Source organism: Streptomyces sp. CBMA29 (assembly GCF_014596445.1).
Classification (GTDB): Bacteria; Actinomycetota; Actinomycetes; order Streptomycetales; family Streptomycetaceae; genus Actinacidiphila.
The window spans coordinates 1-17,020 of record NZ_MECL01000078.1 but is presented as its reverse complement, the minus strand read 5'-3'; the positions used below and the strand labels follow the sequence as shown (position 1 = coordinate 17,020).

15 protein-coding genes are annotated in these 17,020 nt (G+C 72.8%); 10 read left to right on the top strand and 5 right to left on the bottom strand.

The window, feature by feature from the left end; all coding sequences use genetic code 11:
- The coding region (locus BGM09_RS12400) for a DEAD/DEAH box helicase (protein ID WP_223186732.1) at nt 1-1,278 on the bottom strand (1,278 nt) is incomplete at its 3' end.
- A 529-nt stretch (nt 1,279-1,807) separates the two neighbouring features.
- Between BGM09_RS12400 and BGM09_RS12395 the strand changes: the two genes are divergently transcribed.
- A complete protein-coding gene (locus tag BGM09_RS12395; RefSeq protein WP_188281579.1) occupies nt 1,808-2,536 on the top strand; it encodes a ferritin-like fold-containing protein in 729 nt (242 codons plus the stop codon).
- Nucleotides 2,537-2,597: 61 nt separating this feature from the next.
- Here BGM09_RS12395 and BGM09_RS12390 read toward each other — a convergent pair whose 3' ends face one another.
- From BGM09_RS12390 to BGM09_RS12375, 4 genes are all read right to left on the bottom strand, one after another.
- The gene (locus BGM09_RS12390) at nt 2,598-2,876 is read right to left on the bottom strand and encodes a hypothetical protein (protein ID WP_188281578.1); all 279 of its coding nucleotides are present in this window, start codon (nt 2,874-2,876) and stop codon (nt 2,598-2,600) included.
- Between the two features lie 137 nt (nt 2,877-3,013).
- Entirely contained in the window at nt 3,014-3,244 is a 231-nt protein-coding gene (locus BGM09_RS12385) for a DUF3107 domain-containing protein (RefSeq protein ID WP_188281577.1), read from the bottom strand.
- Nucleotides 3,245-3,412: 168 nt separating this feature from the next.
- Nucleotides 3,413-4,054, bottom strand: a complete 642-nt coding sequence (locus BGM09_RS12380; RefSeq protein ID WP_188281576.1) for a TetR/AcrR family transcriptional regulator — start codon at nt 4,052-4,054, stop codon at nt 3,413-3,415.
- Nucleotides 4,055-4,208: 154 nt separating this feature from the next.
- A complete protein-coding gene (locus BGM09_RS12375) occupies nt 4,209-4,475 on the bottom strand; it encodes a hypothetical protein (protein WP_223186728.1) in 267 nt (88 codons plus the stop codon).
- Nucleotides 4,476-4,689: 214 nt separating this feature from the next.
- Here BGM09_RS12375 and BGM09_RS12370 point away from each other — a divergent pair, with 214 nt between their 5' ends.
- The 9 genes from BGM09_RS12370 to BGM09_RS12335 all read left to right on the top strand — a co-directional run.
- Nucleotides 4,690-5,709 carry an alpha/beta fold hydrolase gene (locus BGM09_RS12370; RefSeq protein WP_188281575.1) on the top strand — a complete coding sequence of 340 codons (1,020 nt, stop codon included), beginning with the start codon at nt 4,690-4,692 and terminating at the stop codon, nt 5,707-5,709.
- 21 nt (nt 5,710-5,730) lie between these two features.
- The gene (locus BGM09_RS12365) at nt 5,731-7,173 is read left to right on the top strand and encodes a DUF3152 domain-containing protein (protein WP_317452674.1); all 1,443 of its coding nucleotides are present in this window, start codon (nt 5,731-5,733) and stop codon (nt 7,171-7,173) included.
- 121 nt (nt 7,174-7,294) lie between these two features.
- Complete coding sequence (locus BGM09_RS38820) at nt 7,295-7,393, top strand: Ms4533A family Cys-rich leader peptide (protein WP_317452673.1); 99 nt, start codon at nt 7,295-7,297, stop codon at nt 7,391-7,393.
- 168 nt (nt 7,394-7,561) lie between these two features.
- Nucleotides 7,562-9,280, top strand: a complete 1,719-nt coding sequence (locus BGM09_RS12360) for an ABC transporter substrate-binding protein (protein ID WP_188281574.1) — start codon at nt 7,562-7,564, stop codon at nt 9,278-9,280.
- A 3-nt stretch (nt 9,281-9,283) separates the two neighbouring features.
- Nucleotides 9,284-10,315, top strand: coding sequence for an ABC transporter permease (locus tag BGM09_RS12355; protein WP_188281573.1), 1,032 nt, complete (start codon nt 9,284-9,286; stop codon nt 10,313-10,315).
- Nucleotides 10,312-11,301, top strand: a complete 990-nt coding sequence (locus BGM09_RS12350; RefSeq protein WP_188281572.1) for an ABC transporter permease — start codon at nt 10,312-10,314, stop codon at nt 11,299-11,301. The genes BGM09_RS12355 and BGM09_RS12350 overlap by 4 nt, the downstream gene beginning before the upstream one ends.
- The gene (locus BGM09_RS12345; RefSeq protein ID WP_188281571.1) at nt 11,298-13,031 is read left to right on the top strand and encodes a dipeptide ABC transporter ATP-binding protein; all 1,734 of its coding nucleotides are present in this window, start codon (nt 11,298-11,300) and stop codon (nt 13,029-13,031) included. Before BGM09_RS12350 ends, BGM09_RS12345 begins: the two co-directional genes overlap by 4 nt.
- Before the next feature lie 188 nt (nt 13,032-13,219).
- Nucleotides 13,220-14,953: a DUF3492 domain-containing protein gene (locus BGM09_RS12340; protein ID WP_188281570.1), complete on the top strand. Its 1,734-nt coding sequence runs from the start codon at nt 13,220-13,222 to the stop codon at nt 14,951-14,953.
- A 1,172-nt stretch (nt 14,954-16,125) separates the two neighbouring features.
- On the top strand, nt 16,126-17,020 hold an 895-nt coding region (locus BGM09_RS12335), incomplete at its 3' end, for a hypothetical protein (protein WP_188281569.1).

The window sequence follows — 17,020 nt, the reverse complement described above, 5'->3', positions numbered from 1 at the left end:
CGTACGGGCCGGGCGGTCCTCGACGGGGGCGGCGGCGGGCTTGCCGCCGGCCGGCCGGCGGCCGTTGCCACGGGCGCCGCGGCCACCGGTCTCGCCCAGGTCCTCGACGACCTCGGCGTCGAGACCGGCACGCGTCCGGTCCGCCCGAGGCAGTATCCCCTTCGTGCCGACCGGGATGCCCAGCAGCTCGTAGAGGTGCGGAGACGTCGAGTACGTCTCCTCCGGGTCGTTGAAGGACAGCACCAGCGCCTTGTTGATGAGCTGCCAGCGCGGGATGTCGTCCCAGTCGACCAGCGTGATCGCGATACCCGAGGCGCCCGCGCGGCCGGTGCGGCCGATGCGGTGCAGATAGGTCTTCTCGTCCTCGGGCGTCTGGTAGTTGATGACGTGCGTGACGCCCTCGACGTCGATACCGCGCGCGGCCACGTCGGTGCAGACCAGCACGTCGACCTTGCCGTTGCGGAACGCCCGCAGCGCCTGCTCGCGCGCGCCCTGGCCGAGGTCGCCGTGGACCGCGCCGGAGGCGAAACCGCGCTTCTCCAACTGCTCGGCGACGTCGGCGGCGGTCCGCTTCGTACGGCAGAAGATCATCGCGAGACCGCGGCCTTCGGCCTGGAGGATGCGGGAGACCAGCTCGACCTTGTCCAGCGAGTGGGCGCGGAAGACGTGCTGCGTGGTGTTCGCGACGGTCGCGCCCTCGTCGTCCGGCGCGGTGGCGCGGATGTGGGTGGGCTGCGACATGTAGCGGCGGGCCAGGCTGATCACGGCGCCGGGCATGGTCGCGGAGAACAGCATCGTCTGCCGCTTGACCGGCAGCATGCCCATGATCTTCTCGACGTCGGGCAGGAAGCCCAGGTCGAGCATCTCGTCGGCCTCGTCCAGGACGAGCGAACGGATGTGCTGGAGATTGAGCTTCTTCTGGCCCGCGAGGTCCAGCAGGCGGCCCGGGGTGCCGACGATCACGTCGACGCCCTTCTTGAGCGCGTCGACCTGCGGCTCGTACGCCCGGCCGCCGTAGATCGCGAGCACGCGTACGTTCCGGACCTTGCCGGCCGTCAGCAGGTCGTTGGTGACCTGCTGGCACAGCTCGCGGGTGGGGACGACGACCAGGGCCTGCGGGGCGTCGGTGAGCCGGTCGGCGGTGGCGCGCCCGGCCTCGACGTCGGCGGTCACGGTGACGCGCTCAAGCAGCGGCAGACCGAAACCGAGGGTCTTGCCCGTGCCGGTCTTGGCCTGGCCGATGACGTCGTTGCCCGCGAGGGCGACCGGGAGCGTCATCTCCTGGATCGGGAAGGGGGTGATGATGCCGACGGCCTCAAGGGCCTCGGCGGTCTCGGCCAGGATGCCGAGACTGCGGAAAGTCGTGGTGGTGGACAGGATGCTTGCCTCTTCTGTGAGACGCGGCACTGTGCGGCGAGGGGGGTCGAGCGGCCGTGTCGCGGAAAAGACGACGCCGGTCACTGACCGCGCAGAGGTGTCGTACAGCCGTGGGTGGCTGTGCAGCGCGGGACCGCTGCCCTCGCTCGTGTCGCGAGTGGGCCCCTCCCGATGTCAGGAGGGCGGTCGGTGTCGGAGCCGATCGGGCCACCGACCGGGCATCCAGGTGTTGCATACGTCGCCCGCCGAGGATCGGAAGCAAGCCGATTTTCGGCGGGTGCAATACCACTCTACCCCGGAAACACGTAGCTGCACCCGATCAAATGTTTCGTTCGGGACGGCACCGGCACGTCATCGGCCTGTCACCGGCCCCGCGAAGATCACCGCGCGGGTGCGTACGGGCCGCTCCGACTTGGCTATTGTGCCCAGCATGGAGACGCCTGACGAGAACACCCCGCCCGCCACCGGAATCGCCGCCCAGGACTGGACCGCCGCGTCCGCGGACCCGCAGTACCGGGCCGCCGTCGTCGATCTGCTCGGGGCGCTGGCGTACGGCGAGCTGGCCGCTTTCGAACGGCTCGCGGACGACGCGAAACTCGCGCCGACCCTGGAGGACAAGGCGGAGCTGGCCGCGATGGCCGCCGCCGAGTTCCACCACTTCGAGCGGCTGCGCGACCGGCTCACCGAGATCGGCGAGTCGGCGAACAAGGCGATGCAGCCCTTCGGCGCCGCGCTGGACGAATTCCACCGGCAGACCGCGCCCTCGGACTGGCTCGAAGGGCTCGTCAAGGCGTACGTCGGCGACTCCATCGCCTCCGACTTCTACCGCGAGGTCGCCGCCCGGCTCGACACCGATACGCGCACGCTGGTGCTCGCCGTCCTGGACGACACCGGGCACGCGACCTTCGCCGTGGAGAAGGTGCGCGCCGCCATCGCCGCCGAGCCGCGCGTCGGCGGCCGGCTCGCGCTGTGGGCGCGACGGCTGATGGGCGAGGCCCTGTCACAGGCGCAGCGGGTGGTCGCCGACCGCGACGCGCTGTCCACCATGCTCGTCGGCGGGGTCGCCGACGGCTTCGACCTCGCCGAGGTCGGGCGGATGTTCTCGCGTATCACCGAGGCGCACACCAAGCGGATGGCCGCGCTGGGACTGGCCGCGTAACAGCTCACCGCGCCACGCGGCCCCGGTCGGGTAGGCGCCCCTGAGGACGCCGGTGGCCGCGTCAGACGCTCGACACGGTCACTTTGGCATGGCGGCCACGCTTCGGCGGGCGGGCCAGGACGCTCAGCATGGCCGCTCCCACCGCAAGCGCGGCGGGCAGCGTCGCCTCGGGGTGGCCGGGGCCGACGATCGTGCGGGTGACGAGGCCGCCGAGCAGCGCGGCGATCGGTCCTGTGGCCAGCAGCAGCGGACTCAACGGGAGTCGGAGCGGGAAGAGGCGGGCGGCGGCGTAGGCGGCGCCGAGCCCGAGGGCGACGTAGGCGACGGCTTCCCAGAGCATCGTGATCCCTTTCCGGTGGTACGGCTGGTACGGACCGGTGCGCTCTGGTCCTACCCCCGTGGAGGCCAGGACAAAACGAAGGGCGGCAACCGGTTGCACCGGTTGCCGCCCTTTCGGCCCCTTTCAGGGCCGGACGTTCAGAGCGAAGCGCCGAAACCGACCTTGCGGGCGGACGGCTCGCCGATCTCCACGTACGCGAGCCGGTCGGCGGGGATCAGGACCTTGCGGCCGTGCTCATCCGTCAGACTCAGCAGCTTCGAGGCGCCGGACAGCGCGTCGGCGACGGCCTGCTCGACCTCCGCGACGGACTGCGCGCTCTCGATGTTGATCTCGCGCGGCGCGTGCTGCACGCCGATCTTGACCTCCACGGCTTGGATACCTCCGATGGTCTGGCGGTGTGCGCGGTTGGTTTCGCGCCGTACGCAGCAAAGACTAGCCCGGAGCGGCCGGTGGAAATCCGTACCTCGGCAACGCCGTGAGCGAACAGGCCCCCGGGCCTGTCCGGCGCCTCGGACGGCCGGTGGGGCACCACCGCCTCAGTGGTGGCCCTCCGCGCCGTGCAGCGGGAATCCGGCGATACCGCGCCAGGCCAGGGAGGTCAGCAGGTCCACCGCGGTGTCGCGCGGCACGGTGCTCTGGCTCGCCAGCCAGTAGCGGGCGACGACCTGGGAGACGCCGCCGAGGCCGACGGCCAGCAGCATCGACTGGTCGCGGGAGAGCCCGGTGTCCTCCGCGATGACCTCGCTGATCGCCTCGGCGCACTGGAGCGAGACCTTGTCGACGCGCTCGCGGACCGCGGGCTCGTTGGTCAGGTCGGACTCGAAGACCAGCCGGAAGGCGCCGCCCTCGTCCTCGACGTAGGCGAAGTACGCGTCCATGGTGGCCTCGACGCGCTTCTTGTTGTCCGTGGTGGACGCCAGCGCGGTCCGCACCGAGTGCAGCAGGGACTCGCAGTGCTGGTCGAGCAGCGCGAGGTAGAGCTCCAGCTTGCCGGGGAAGTGCTGGTAGAGCACGGGCTTGCTCACGCCGGCCCGCTCGGCGATGTCGTCCATCGCGGCCGAGTGGTAACCCTGCGCCACGAAGACTTCCTGGGCCGCGCCCAGCAATTGTTCACGTCGGGCCCGGCGGGGCAGGCGTGTGCCGCGCGGCCTCGCCTGAGCTTGCTCGATGGCTGTCACGCCGCCTCCCAAATCTGAAGTGAGGAACGAAAGAACACTGCGATGGCCATCGTACTTTTCAGTAACGACCCTGTGCGCCGTGCGGTCGCACATTCTCACTACCTGGAACCTCCGCGCGAGAGCGCCTGCGGAATCCGTCGGTGAGCGGCGACCGTCAGCGGTAGTCGTCCTCGTCCGGCGCGACGACCCTTTGCTGCTCCGCCGCGTCGGCCGGATCGGCCTCTTCCACCTGGTGGGAGGGGCGCGCGATGATCGGCTCGTCCTGCCGCTGGAGCAGTTCCGCGTGCTGTTCCGCGGTGTCGGCCTCCGGCGCTTCCAGATCCAGATCGGTGTCGCGGGCGATCTGGGCGGCGTCGAATTCGTCGGCCTCACGCTCGAAGCGTTCGATGTCCCCGCTGCCGTTCCCGGTGTTCTCGGACATGGCCCCTCCTTCTTCTGCCTTCTCCTGCCTTCTCCTGCCTCGCCCCTGGCCACACCTTTGAGCGTAGGCGGCCGGGCAGGCGCGTGCACGGCGGCTTCCGTGCGCGGTGCGCGGCGCCCGTCCGAGGGAGCGGGTGGCGGCTTCCGGCCCTTGCGGAGGTTCTTGTGACCGCGAACACGCGGCCTCACGCGTGATCGTCTCGTAACATTCATCCATGCCCTCGACCGACGTTCCCCAGACGGCCGCAGAACCGGCGGTCCTCCTCCCGTCCGGGCCGCGGCTCGCCCCGGGGGAATCGGTGCACACCGCGAGCCTGCCCGGCCTCACCCTGGTGGTCAGATCGCGCGGTACGGACGGGCCGGGGACGGCGCCCGCGCTCTTCGTGCACGGCCTCGGCGGTTCCTCGCAGAACTGGTCGGCGCTGATGGCCGCGCTGGCCGGCCGGGTCGCGGGGCAGGCGCTGGACCTGCCGGGATTCGGCCATTCCCCGCCGCCCGACGACGGCGACTACTCGATCCCGGGGCACGCGCGGGCGGTGGTCCGGCTGCTGGAGGCCGAGCGGCGCGGCCCGGTCCACCTCTTCGGGAATTCGCTGGGCGGCGCGGTGGCCGTCAAGGTCGCCGCCGCCCGGCCGGACCTGGTCCGCACCCTCACCCTGGTCTCGCCCGCGCTCCCCGAGCTGCCGCCGCAGCGCACCGCCTGGCCCACCGGCCTGCTCTCGGTGCCCGGCGTCCCCGCGCTGTATCTGCGCGCGACCAGGAACTGGCCGGCCGAGCGCAGGACCCAGGAGCTGCTGGCGCTCTGTTACGGCGACCCGGGGGTGGTCGGCGAGCAGGCCCGCGCCGACGCGGTCGTCGAATACCAGCGGCGGATCGAACTGCCGTATTTCTGGGACGTCATGGTGCGTTCCACCCGTGGGATCGTGGACGCGTACACACTCGGTGGCCAGCATTCGCTGTGGCGGCAGGCGGAGCGCGTGCTCGCCCCTACGCTGCTCGTGTACGGCGGCCGGGACAAGCTCGTCTCGGTCAAGGTCGCCCGCCGGGCGGCCAGGGCTTTCCGCGATTCCCGGCTGTTGGTCATCCCCGACGGCGGCCATGTGGCGATGATGGAGCACCCCGAGCTGGTGGCCCGGGGCTTCCGTGACCTCCAGGACGAGGTCGCGGAAGCCGAGGACGACGGCCGGGGCCGTACGGACGCGGGGCCCGCCGGCGCCGAGGCGACCGGGAGCTGATCGAGGACGTGGGTGGGCGACGTGGGTAAGCACAGCGCACGGGACGGTCAGGACGGCCGTGACAACGGCATACCGGGCGCGCCCGGAATGCCGGGCGGCCCAGGACCCCTGCGGCCCGGCGTCCCCGGCAGCGGGCGCCGCCGCCGCGGTCCGGGACCGCTGTCCGGCCACGACACGGGGAGCTTCCCGCAGTACCGGCCGCAGGACCACGGCGGTCCTGCGCCCGCCCACCCCGAGCACCGCGAGCACACCGCGTGGGGCCCGGCCGACGACTGGGCGGCGGACAGCGGCCGCTACTCCGGCCCGCCGCGCACCCGCGAGCTGCCCTTCGACCTCGTGGACGAGTGGGCGGAGGACTGGGAGGCGTACGACACCGCGTCCGCGCTGAGCTCCCCGCCCGCGGGACCCGCGCTCGGCCAGGGGCAGGGCCCGTACGCCCGGCACGCCCAGGCCCCAGGCCCCGGCCAGATGCAGGCGCCGGGACGGCTGATCCCGCGCCCGCGGCAGGAATTCCTCGACGCCTTCGGTCCGCAGGAGCCGGAAGGGCCCGCGGACCCGCCGCCCGGCGGCCCGGCCGCCGCGCCCGAGCCGGACCCTGAGCCGGCGGCGGACGCGGGCACGGCCGTGGACACCAAATCCGGCGGCAAGGGGCGCACGCTCAGCGGGATCGCCGCCGCGGCCGTCGTCACGGTGCTCGCCGTGGTGGTCGCGGGACAGGTCAGCGGAAGTGAGAAACGGCACAGCGAGGACAGCGGCAAGGACACCGCGACGCGCTCGGCGGCCGACGAGGCGTCGCGCTCGCAGGACCGCGCGTCCGGCGCCGCGAGCGCGCCCGCGGGGGCCCCGACGGCGACGCCCGCCGCCGCCACGTACGACGAGCTGATGGCCAAGCTCTATCCGCTGGACCCGGACCTGAAGCTGTCCGGCGCCTTCAGCACGGTCGGTGGCCACCAGGCCGCGCCGGGCAGGGGCAAGGTGATGCGCTTCCGGGTGGACGTCGAGCGCGGGCTGCCGCTGAACGCGCAGCTCTTCAGCGACACCGTCTTCAAGACCCTGAACGACAGCCGGAGTTGGGGCCACGGCGGCCAGATGTCCTTCGAGCGGGTCTCCACAGGCCCCGCGGACATCGTCATTACGCTCGCCAGCCCCGGCACCACCGCGAAGTGGTGTGCGAAGTCCGGTCTGGACACGACAGTTGAGAACGTGTCATGTGACTCCGCGTCAACTCCGCGCACGATGATCAACGCCTACCGGTGGGCGCAGGGCGCCGGGACATACGGCGCCGCGCGGGTGCACGAGTACCGGCAGATGCTGATCAACCACGAGGTCGGGCACCGTCTCGGGCACAGCCACGTCGGCTGCCCCAAGGAGGGCGCCCCGGCCCCGGTGATGATGCAGCAGACCAAATTCCTGTCGCTCGACGGCGGCCCCACCTGCAAGCCGAACGCGTGGCCGTACCCGTAGACGGAGCCGTCCGCACCCCGTAGGCGCGGACCCGCTCAGCGGTGCGATCCATAAGTGATCGTTTGAGATCGTATTGATCTGGCTTTGACAATTGGTGTCGCGTCGCTGCACGCTTCTGTCCATGCAGCACCACCACGCACATCCGTATGCACGCGCCGGCATCGAGCTGGCGCTCATCGGCGTGGCCGCGCACTGCGTCGCCGACGTTCGCTGTCGCTGACCGCATCCAGCCCACCGCGTAGAGGCCCGGCCGCCGTCCCAGGACGGCGTCTCCTCCGCCGCGGGCTGCTCCGGCAAGACCCTTCGGTCCCGCTCGTCACGACCCGCTTCCGCTGTTCGCGCGCACCGCTGTGCGCGCCCCTCCTCGCTGCCGCGAAAGGTTCCTCTGATGCGTCAACTGTCCTCCACATCCCGCCGCATAGGCGTGATAGCCGTCGGTCTGGCCCTTGCCGGAGGGGCCGTCGCCTGCGGCCCCAAGAACGGTGACGACGCCACGGCGGGCGGCGACGGCAAGCCGGGCAAGGGCGGCACGCTGTACGTCCTGAACAACCAGGCGCAGGAGAACTTCGACCCCGCCCGGCTCTACACCTCCGGCGGCGGCAATGTGCCGTCCCTGGTCTACCGGACGCTCACCACCCGCAACCGCGCCGACGGCGCCGCGGGCGCCAAGGTCGTCCCCGACCTGGCCACCACCACCGGCGAGCCCAGCGAGAACGCCACGGTGTGGACGTACCACCTCAAGGACGGCCTCACGTACGAGGACGGTTCGCCCATCACCACCGCCGACATCAAGTACGACATCGAGCGGTCCTTCGCCGCCGAGCTGTCCGGCGGCGCGCCCTACCTGCGGGACTGGCTGGTCGGCGCGGCCGACTACCAGGGCCCGTACAAGGACCCCAAGGGCCTGTCCTCGATCGAGACGCCCGACGCGAAGACCATCGTCTTCCACCTGAACAAGCCCGAGGGCGAATTCCCGCTGCTCGCCACGCAGACCTCCTTCGCGCCGGTGCCCAAGGCCAAGGACACCGGCGCCGCATACGCGGCGCACCCGGTCTCCTCCGGCCCGTACAAGGTGGTCAGCAACGAGAACAACGGCGAGCACCTGGTGCTGAAGCGCAACCCCAACTGGTCGGCCGCCACCGACGACCAGCGCAAGGCGTACCCCGACACCATCGACGTGCGGTCCGGCCTCGACCAGGCCGTGATCAACCAGCGTCTGTCGGCGGGCGTCGGCAAGGACGCGGACGCGGTCACCACCGACACCAACCTCGGCCCGGCCGAGCTGGCCAAGGTGAGCGGCGACAAGAACCTCGCCGGGCGGGTCGGCACCGGGCACTTCGGCTACACCGACTACATCGCCTTCAACCCGAAGGTGAAGCCGTTCGACGACATCAAGGTGCGGCAGGCCATCGCGTACGCGATCAACCGCACCACGGTGATCAACGCGCAGGGCGGCTCGTCGCTCAACGACCCGGCCACCACCTTCCTGCCCGCGCAGGCGTCCTTCGGCTACACGGCCTACGACCCGTTCCCCGCGGGCAGGACCGGTGACCCGGCCAAGGCCAAGGAGCTGCTGAAGGAGGCCGGTTACCCCAACGGGCTGACCGTCTCGCTCACCCACGACGTCACCAAGGGCGACGAGCAGGGCCCCGAGGTCGCCACCGCCGTCCAGGAAGCCCTCAAGGCGGCCGGGATCACCGTCAAGCTCGACGGCCAGGAGCACGCGGCCTTCTCCGACAAGATCCACACCCTGAAGACCGAGCCCGGCTTCTTCCTCACCGGCTGGGGCGCGGACTGGCCGTCCGGCGGCCCCTTCCTCGGCCCGATCTTTGACGGCCGCCAGATCGTCAGGGACGGCGCCAACTTCAACAACGCGCAGCTCGACGACCCGGCCGTGAACAACGAGATCGACCAGATCAACAAGATCACCGACCTCAAGGCCGCCGCCGTCCGCTGGGGCGCGCTGGACAAGAAGATCGGCGAGCAGGCGCTCACCGTGCCGCTCTTCCACCCCGTCTACAAGCGGTTGTTCGGCAAGAACATCAAGAACGTCGTGATCAGCGACTGGACCGGTGTGCTGGACATCTCGCAGGCCGCGGTGAAGTAGTCCGTGACCGTCGAAGCACTCTCGGCCGTCTCGGCCGCGGGGGAGGGCGCCGCCACCGCGGCGCCTCCCTCCGGGGCCCGGCAGATCTGGCGGCGGCTGCGCGGACAGCGCGCGGCCCTCGTCGGAGGCGCCGTCATCGCCCTGTTCGTCCTGGTGGCGGTGGCGGCTCCGCTGCTCGCCGCGCTCGAAGGCCAGGACACCACCACCTACCACGCCGACCTGGTCGACTCCGCGGCCGGCGGCGTACCGGTCGGCGCCTTCGGCGGTGTCTCCGGCAGCCACTGGCTCGGCCTCGAACCCGGCACCGGACGCGACCTGTTCGCCCGGCTCGTCTACGGCTCGCGGATCTCGCTCGTCGTGGCCCTCGGCGCCACCGTCCTCCAGGTCGCGCTCGGTGTGGCCCTCGGCCTGGGCGCGGGCCTGGGCAACCGGTTCCTCGACAGCGTGCTCAGCCGGATCACCGACGTCTTCGTCACCATGCCCGCGCTGATCTTCGCCATCGCGCTGCTCGCGGTCGTCCCCGACGGCTTCCCGCGGCCGGTGCTGCTAATGCTGGTGCTCGGGCTGCTCGCCTGGGGCGGCATCGCGAAGATCGTCCGCGCGCAGGTGCTCACCCTCAAGTCCCTCGACTACGTGGCCGCTTCACGGCTCGCGGGCTCCAGCCGGTGGCGGACCGCACGCCGCGAACTGCTGCCCGCGCTGGTCGCGCCCGTCGTCACCTACGCGGCGATCCTGCTGCCCTCCAACATCGTCTCCGAGGCGGGCCTGTCCTTCCTCGGCATCGGCGTCACCCCGCCCACCCCCTCCTGGGGGCAGATGCTCTCCAGCGCCTCGACCTGGTACCAGGCCGACTCCGCGTACGTGCTGCTGCCCGCCCTGCTGCTCTTCGTGACCGTGCTCGCCTTCACCGTCTTCGCGGACGGTGTGCGTACGGCGCTGGACCCGCGGGTCGCCAGCAGGCTGCGGGTGGGGACGGGACGCAAGTCGGCGAAGGCGGACGCCTCTTCGGACACCGAGGCGGTGGACGGCGCGTGATCCGCTTCCTCGTGCGGCGGCTCTTCCAGGCCCTCGTCGTCCTCCTCGTCCTGGCCGCCGTGCTCTACGCGTGCTTCTACCTCGCGCCCGGCGACGCGGCCCGGCTGGCCTGTGGACCCAAGTGCTCCACCGCCCAAGTCGCGCAGATCCGCGGCCAGATGGGCCTCGACGACCCGGTGTACGCGCAGTTCTGGCACTTCCTCGGCGGCATCGTCGCCGGTCACGACTACAGCACCGGCACGGACGTGCTGCACTGCCCGGCGCCCTGCCTCGGCCAGTCGTACCGCACCGGCGAACTCGTCACGTCGATGGTCGGCGAGAAGCTGCCCGCCACCGCGTCGCTCGCCTTCGGCGCGATGGCGCTGTGGCTGGTCATCGGCGTCGGCACCGGACTGCTCTCCGCGCTGCGGCGCGGCACCGTCACCGAACGGGCGCTGACCGGCTTCACCCTGGTCGGCACCGCGACCCCGGTGTTCATCACGGGCATCCTGCTGCTCCTGCTCTTCTGCTCCTGGCTCCAGTGGCTGCCGTACCCCTCGTACGTCCCGCTCACCGAGGACCCGCAGCAGTGGGCGTGGAATCTGCTGCTGGCCTGGCTCGCCCTCGCCCTGGTGGAGGCCGCCAAGTACGCCCGGCTGACCCGCAGTTCGATGCTGGAGACGCTGGCGGAGGACCACATCCGCACCTTCCGCGCGTACGGCGTCAGCGAGCGGGCCATCGTCGTACGGCACGCGCTGCGGGGCGCGCTGACCCCGGTGATCGCGCTGTCCGCACTGGACCTCGGCACGATGTTCGGCGGCGCGCTGCTCACCGAGACGCTGTTCAACATCCCCGGACTCGGGCAGCAGCTCGTGCAGTCCGTACAGATCAAGGACGTGCCGGTGGTGGTCGGGATCGTGCTGGTCATGGGCCTGGCCGTCGTCGTGGCCAACGCTGTCGCCGACGTGCTGTACGCGGTGGCCGACCGACGGGTGGTACTGGCATGACCGGACAACTCACCGACCAGGCAGCCCCGTTGGTGGAGGTCGCGGGACTGCGGATCGAATTCCCCACCGAGGGCGGGGCCGTACGGGCCGTCGACGGGCTCGACTTCACGCTCGGCGCGGGCGGCGCGCTCGGCCTCGTCGGCGAGTCGGGCTCCGGCAAGAGCGCGACCGCCTACGCCCTGCTCGGCCTGCACCGCGGTACGGGCGCGCGGGTCTCGGGGACCGTACGGGTCGCCGGGACCGACGTACTCGGCGCGGACGACGCCGAGTTGCGCACGCTGCGCGGCGCGGTCGCCGCCATAGTCTTCCAGGACCCGCTGTCCTCGCTCGACCCCTACTACGCCGTCGGCGACCAGATCGCCGAGGTCTACCGGGTGCACCACCGCGGCTCGCGCGCCGCCGCGCGGGCCCGCGCCGTCGAGGTCCTGGACCGGGTCGGCATCCCCGACGCGGCCCGCCGCTCCCGCTCCCGGCCGCACGAATTCAGCGGCGGCATGCGCCAACGCGCCCTGATCGCCATGGCGTTGGCGTGCGAACCGCGTCTGCTCATCGCGGACGAGCCCACGACGGCCCTCGACGTCACCGTCCAGGCCCAGATCCTCGACCTGCTGTACGAACTGCGGGCCGAGACCGGCATGGGGCTGCTGCTCGTCACCCACGACCTGGGCGTCGTCGCCGGGAGCGTGGACGACATCCTCGTCATGCGGGACGGCGCCGCCGTCGAACGCGGCCCGGTCGCCGACGTGCTGGCCGCCCCGGCGCACGACTACACGCGGGCGCTGCTGTCGGCGGTGCCGAGGCTTGACCCGCGGTCGGCGGACACGTTGGCGGACAGGCCGTCGGGCGGGTTGTTGGGCGCTTCAGGCGCGCGGCCCGGTGGGAGCGAGGGCTCCGGCGCCGAGCCGCTGCTGGAAGTGACCGGCCTGCGGCGGGAGTTCGGGAAGGGACGGCAGCGGCTGACCGCCGTGGACGACGTGTCGCTGGTCGTACGGGCCGGGGAGACGCTCGGCATCGTGGGCGAGAGCGGCAGCGGGAAGACCACGCTCGGGCGGATGCTCGTGCGGCTGCTCGACCCGAGCGCGGGCGAGATCCGCTACCGGGGCCGGGAGATCGGCGGGCTGGGGGACAAGGCGCTGCGCCCGCTGCGGCGCGAACTGCAAATGGTCTTCCAGGACCCGGTCTCCTCGCTCAACCCGCGCCGCAGCATTGGCGAGTCCATCGCGGACCCGCTGCGGGCGGCGGGCGAACTGAGCGACAAGGCCGTCGTCGGCCGGGTGAAGGAACTGCTGGAGCGGGTCGGCCTCGACCCGGAGTGGTACCACAGGTACCCGCACGAGTTCAGCGGCGGACAGCGCCAACGCGTGGGTATCGCACGGGCCCTGGCGCCCGAGCCGAAACTCGTCGTGTGCGACGAGCCGGTCTCCGCGCTGGACGTCACCACGCAGGCGCAGGTCGTCGCGCTGCTCGCGGAACTCCGCCGCGACCTCGGCCTGTCGCTGGTCTTTATCGCCCATGACCTCGCGGTGGTACGGCAGGTGAGCGACCGCGTCGCGGTGATGCGCGGCGGCCGGATCGTGGAGTCCGGCACGGTCGACGAGGTCTACGACGCTCCCCAGGACCCGTACACCAAGGGCCTGTTGGCGGCCGTCCCGGTGCTGGACCCGGCCGAATCCGCGGCCCGCAGGGCGGACCGGAAGGAACTGCGGAGCGTGATGGTGACCGCACCTTAGGTCACATCAACGCGTGGCAGTGTGAGAAGTTACGCCCGTTCACCCCTTTTGGTGGCGCGGTGGACAACCGTCCGCCGCGCCACCGCCGTACCGGAATAACGTCTTCGCGCCGGGCGGACGCAGGTCCCGTGGGCGCCACCCGGCCGAGATTCCGTTGTGGCCGAGCCAGGGAGAGAGGGGGCGTACACGTGCGTATCGCATTGCTCACCGAGGGTGGTTACCCGTATGCGCGAGGTGAAGGGGGTGCGTGGTGCGACCGGCTCGTCCGCGGTCTCGCGCACCACGAATTCGACGTGTACGCGCTCAGCCGGTCACCACGGACGGAGGCGGGGGGCCGCGTCGAAGTGCCGTCGCACGTACGGCGGTTCCGCGCGGAACGCCTCTGGGGGGAGCCCCCGGCCGCCGCCCTCGCGCCGACGTGCGGCGGCGGCCGGGCGGCCAGACGCGCCAGACGCGCCGACTTCCTCACCCACTACCGCGACCTCGCCGCGGCGCTGGCCGGCGGCGCCGGGCTCGGCTCCGCCGACCGGGCGGACCGTTTCGCCTCCGGGCTGTACGGTCTCGCCGAGGTCGCCGCAGAACACGGCGGCCTGCCCGACCTGTTGCGCGGCGAGGACGCCCTCGCCGCCCTGGAGTCGGCGTGCCGCGCCCCCGGCGTACGTCCCGTGCTCGGCGACATCGTCGTCACCGAACTCCTCGCCGTAGCCGAGCTGTTGGAACGCCAGCTCAGGCCGCTGTCCGCGCCCTGGTACGGGTCCGGTGAACTGGGCGCCGTCGACGTCTGCCACGCCGTGTCCGGCGGCCCGGCGGCCTTGCCCGGACTCCTGGCCAAACGGTTCTGCGGAACGCCGCTCATCGTCACCGAGTACACCGTGCGGGTACGGGAAGCGCTGCTCGGGAACCGCGCGGCCGGACTGGCCGGAGCCGTACGGGTGTTGCTCGGCGACTACCACCGGCTGCTCGCAGGGGAGGGCTACCGGCAGGCCGCGCTCGTCACGCCCGGCTCCACGCATGTGCGGCGCTGGCAGGAGCGGTGCGGGGCGCCGCGCGACCGGATGCGGACCATCTATCCGGGGATCGACGCGGCACGGTTCGCCCTCGCGGGCGAGGCCGCGGAGGCCGAGGCCACCGCGCCCGCCGCGCACGCAGACCCCACGCTCGCCTGGATCGGCAGGATCGATCCGGCGAAGGACCTCATCGCGCTGCTGCACGCCTTCCGCGCGATACGCGCGGACGAGCCGAGGGCGCGGCTGCGGATCTTCTACCTGCGGCTGCGCGCCGCCGACGAACGCGCCGCCTCCTACCTCGGGCACTGTCGGACGCTCGCCGCGCAGCTCTTTCCCTACGAGGCCGCCGACGCCAACGCCGTCGGCGAGAGTCCCGTGAGCTTCGAGGAGATCGGGTCGCCCGGCGCGCCCGAACTGGCCGACGCGTACGCCGCGGGCGACGTCGTGGTGCTCTCCAGCAGCGCGGAAGGCTTTCCGCTGAGCCTGGTCGAGGCGATGTTCTGCGGGCGGCCCACCGTGTCCACCGACGTGGGGGCCGTCCGCGAGGTCATCGGCGGCACCGGGCTCGTCGTGCCGCCGCGCAACCCCAAGGCGCTGGCGGACGCCGCCGTCGATCTGCTGCGCGGGCCCGAGCGGGCGTCGCGGCTCGGCGCCGCGGCCCGGGAGCGGGCGCTCGCGCTCTTCACCGTGACCCGGTGCGTGGACGCCTTCCGCGAGAGCTATCTCGACGTGGTCGCGCACCATCCCGTGCGGCGCGAGCCGCTGCTCGACGCGGCGGGCGATCCGCGGCCCTTCACGGTCCCCGCCGAGTCGCACGTCCCGGCCCGCCTCGCCCCCACCCCCGCCCGCCCCGCCTGGTCCCGCACCCCCGAACCCGTAGGTGCCCCGTCCGCCTCCGGAGGCTCCCCCTCATGACCACGCCCACCCCCGCCCACGCCTTACTCACCCGCCTCACCGCCCAGGCCGCCCCGCCCGCCCCGCCCCTCCCGTTCTTGCCCCACGAGCCCGACGACCCCACCGCCATAGACGCCATAGACATAGACGCCTACGACGACGAGGCCACCCCCCACTCCCTCGACGAGACGGTCACGGCCCTCTTCGGCGCCTCCCGCCTGCCGGCGCGGCAGCCGCACTCCGACGAGGCCCCGGCCGGGCCGCGCCCCGCCGTCCCGGCCGACCCGACCCGCGCAGAATCGTTCGGAGCTGCCTCCCCCCGCGACGATGCGCGCCCGGGTGCGGGCGCTTCCGCATCCGAAGTGCCCTTCGTGGACCGGGACTCAGCGGCGCCCGGCGAGTCGCGCTCAGGTACGGACCTCCGAGTCGCCGAGGCGCCGGAGGCGGACGCGGATTCGGCGCGGCGGCCCGAGCCGTGGCCGGCGAACCCAGGTGGAGACAGGGCGCACGGCTCGCGTGACGCCCGCGTCACGGACCCGGACGGTGCCGAATCGGTGACCGGCGCGGACCTCATGCGGGCCGAGACGCGCGCGGGCGCGTCCGTATCCGAAGGGTCCGTCGTGGACGGGGACTCGGAGGTGTCCGACCGTCCCGTTCCCGAGGGGCGCGGGCTGGTGCCGGTCAGCTCGGTCGCCGATGGCGTGCCGCGCGCAGGCGGGGGTCTCCGCGTTACCGAGGGGCCCGAGGCGGAGGCAGATTCGGCGGGCTGGGACGGCGGCGCGGACCCTGTGCGGGCCGAGACGCGCGCGGGCGCGTCCGTATCTGAAGGGTCCGTCGTGGACGGGGACTCGGGGGTGTCCGACCGTTCCGTTCCCGAGGGGCGCGGGCCGGCGCCGGTCAGCTCGGTCGCCGATGGCGTGCCGCGCGCAGGCGGGGGTCTCCGCGTCACCGAGGGGCCCGAGGCGGAGGGGGATTCGGCGGGCCGGGACGGCTGCGCGGACCCTGTGCGGGCCGAGACGCGCGCGGGCGCGTCCGTATCCGAAGGGTCCGTCGTGGACGGGGACTCGGTCCTGGTCGGCGGCCAGGTTCCTGAGCGGCGACGGCCGCGACCGGGCGGCGCTGAGGACGAGGGTGCGGGCGCTGCGCCCGAAGGGCCTGACGCGGGTGGGGAGGCGCGGCCCGGAGGGCGGTTGGTGGGGATCGACGGCGGGCGACGGGCCGCGCGGGACGAGCCGCGGCGCAGGGGGCCCGCCGACCCCGTACGGGGAGTGATGCACCGGCACGAGGCGCTGATCGCGGGAGCCGTGGACGAGTGGGAGATCGCGGCCGGGCTGGAAGCCCACGGCGTGACGGACGGAGCCGCGCGGCGTCTGCGGCACCGGGACGTGTTCGGGCTCGCGGAGGAGCTGTACGCGCGGGTGCCGAGGGCGGTACGCCGGCTGGAGGCGCCGCCGCAGGAGCGGGAACGGGCCCTGCCGCGCCGGCGGATCGGAGCCGCGCAGGCGGTGCCGGGCGCGGTGTGCGCGCTGGCGGCCGGAGCCCCCGGGAGCGTACGGCTGCCGCTGCTGGCGTTCGTCGCCGTCGTCCTGTGGGCCGCCGTGCGGATCGGACCGCTGAGGGTCGAGCGCGGCGCGGGCGCCGCAGTATGGACGTACGGCCTGCTCGGCTTCGCGCTGTACGCCGGGCACGCCACCGGCCGCACCGCCGGCGCCGCCACCATCGCGGCGCTCACCTTCACCCTGCTGCCCGCCGCGTACTGCGCGCACTGGCTCGCTGTCCGCTCCAGGGCCCAACTCGCCCCCAGCCACGGCCTGTCGGACTTCGCCGACGCCGTACGCCCCCGCCTGGCCGCGGCCCTCGCCGCGTACGCCGTCGCGCTGATCGCCCTGCTCAGCATGGCCACCGCCGTCGCGGGCTCCGCGCCACTGGCCGGACCGGCCGCCCTCGGCCTGCTGCTCTTCGCCGCCCGCGCCACTGGCCGGACCGGCCGCCCTCGGCCTGCTGCTCTTCGCCGCGCGCCTGCTGTCCGTGCACGGCTTCCCCGGCCGCGCGGCGGCCGGTCTCGGCGCGGCCCGCGCAGATCGGAAG

Excerpts from the sequence above, each read along its gene's own strand:
- BGM09_RS12375 (WP_223186728.1), bottom strand. The coding sequence starts at position 4,475 with ATGTCCGAGAACACCGGGAACGGCAGCGGGGACATCGAACGCTTCGAG.
- BGM09_RS12370 (WP_188281575.1), top strand. The coding sequence starts at position 4,690 with ATGCCCTCGACCGACGTTCCCCAGACGGCCGCAGAACCGGCGGTCCTC.
- BGM09_RS38820 (WP_317452673.1), top strand. The coding sequence starts at position 7,295 with ATGCAGCACCACCACGCACATCCGTATGCACGCGCCGGCATCGAGCTG.
- BGM09_RS12345 (WP_188281571.1), top strand. The coding sequence starts at position 11,298 with ATGACCGGACAACTCACCGACCAGGCAGCCCCGTTGGTGGAGGTCGCG.
- BGM09_RS12390 (WP_188281578.1), bottom strand. The coding sequence starts at position 2,876 with ATGCTCTGGGAAGCCGTCGCCTACGTCGCCCTCGGGCTCGGCGCCGCC.
- BGM09_RS12360 (WP_188281574.1), top strand. The coding sequence starts at position 7,562 with ATGCGTCAACTGTCCTCCACATCCCGCCGCATAGGCGTGATAGCCGTC.
- BGM09_RS12395 (WP_188281579.1), top strand. The coding sequence starts at position 1,808 with ATGGAGACGCCTGACGAGAACACCCCGCCCGCCACCGGAATCGCCGCC.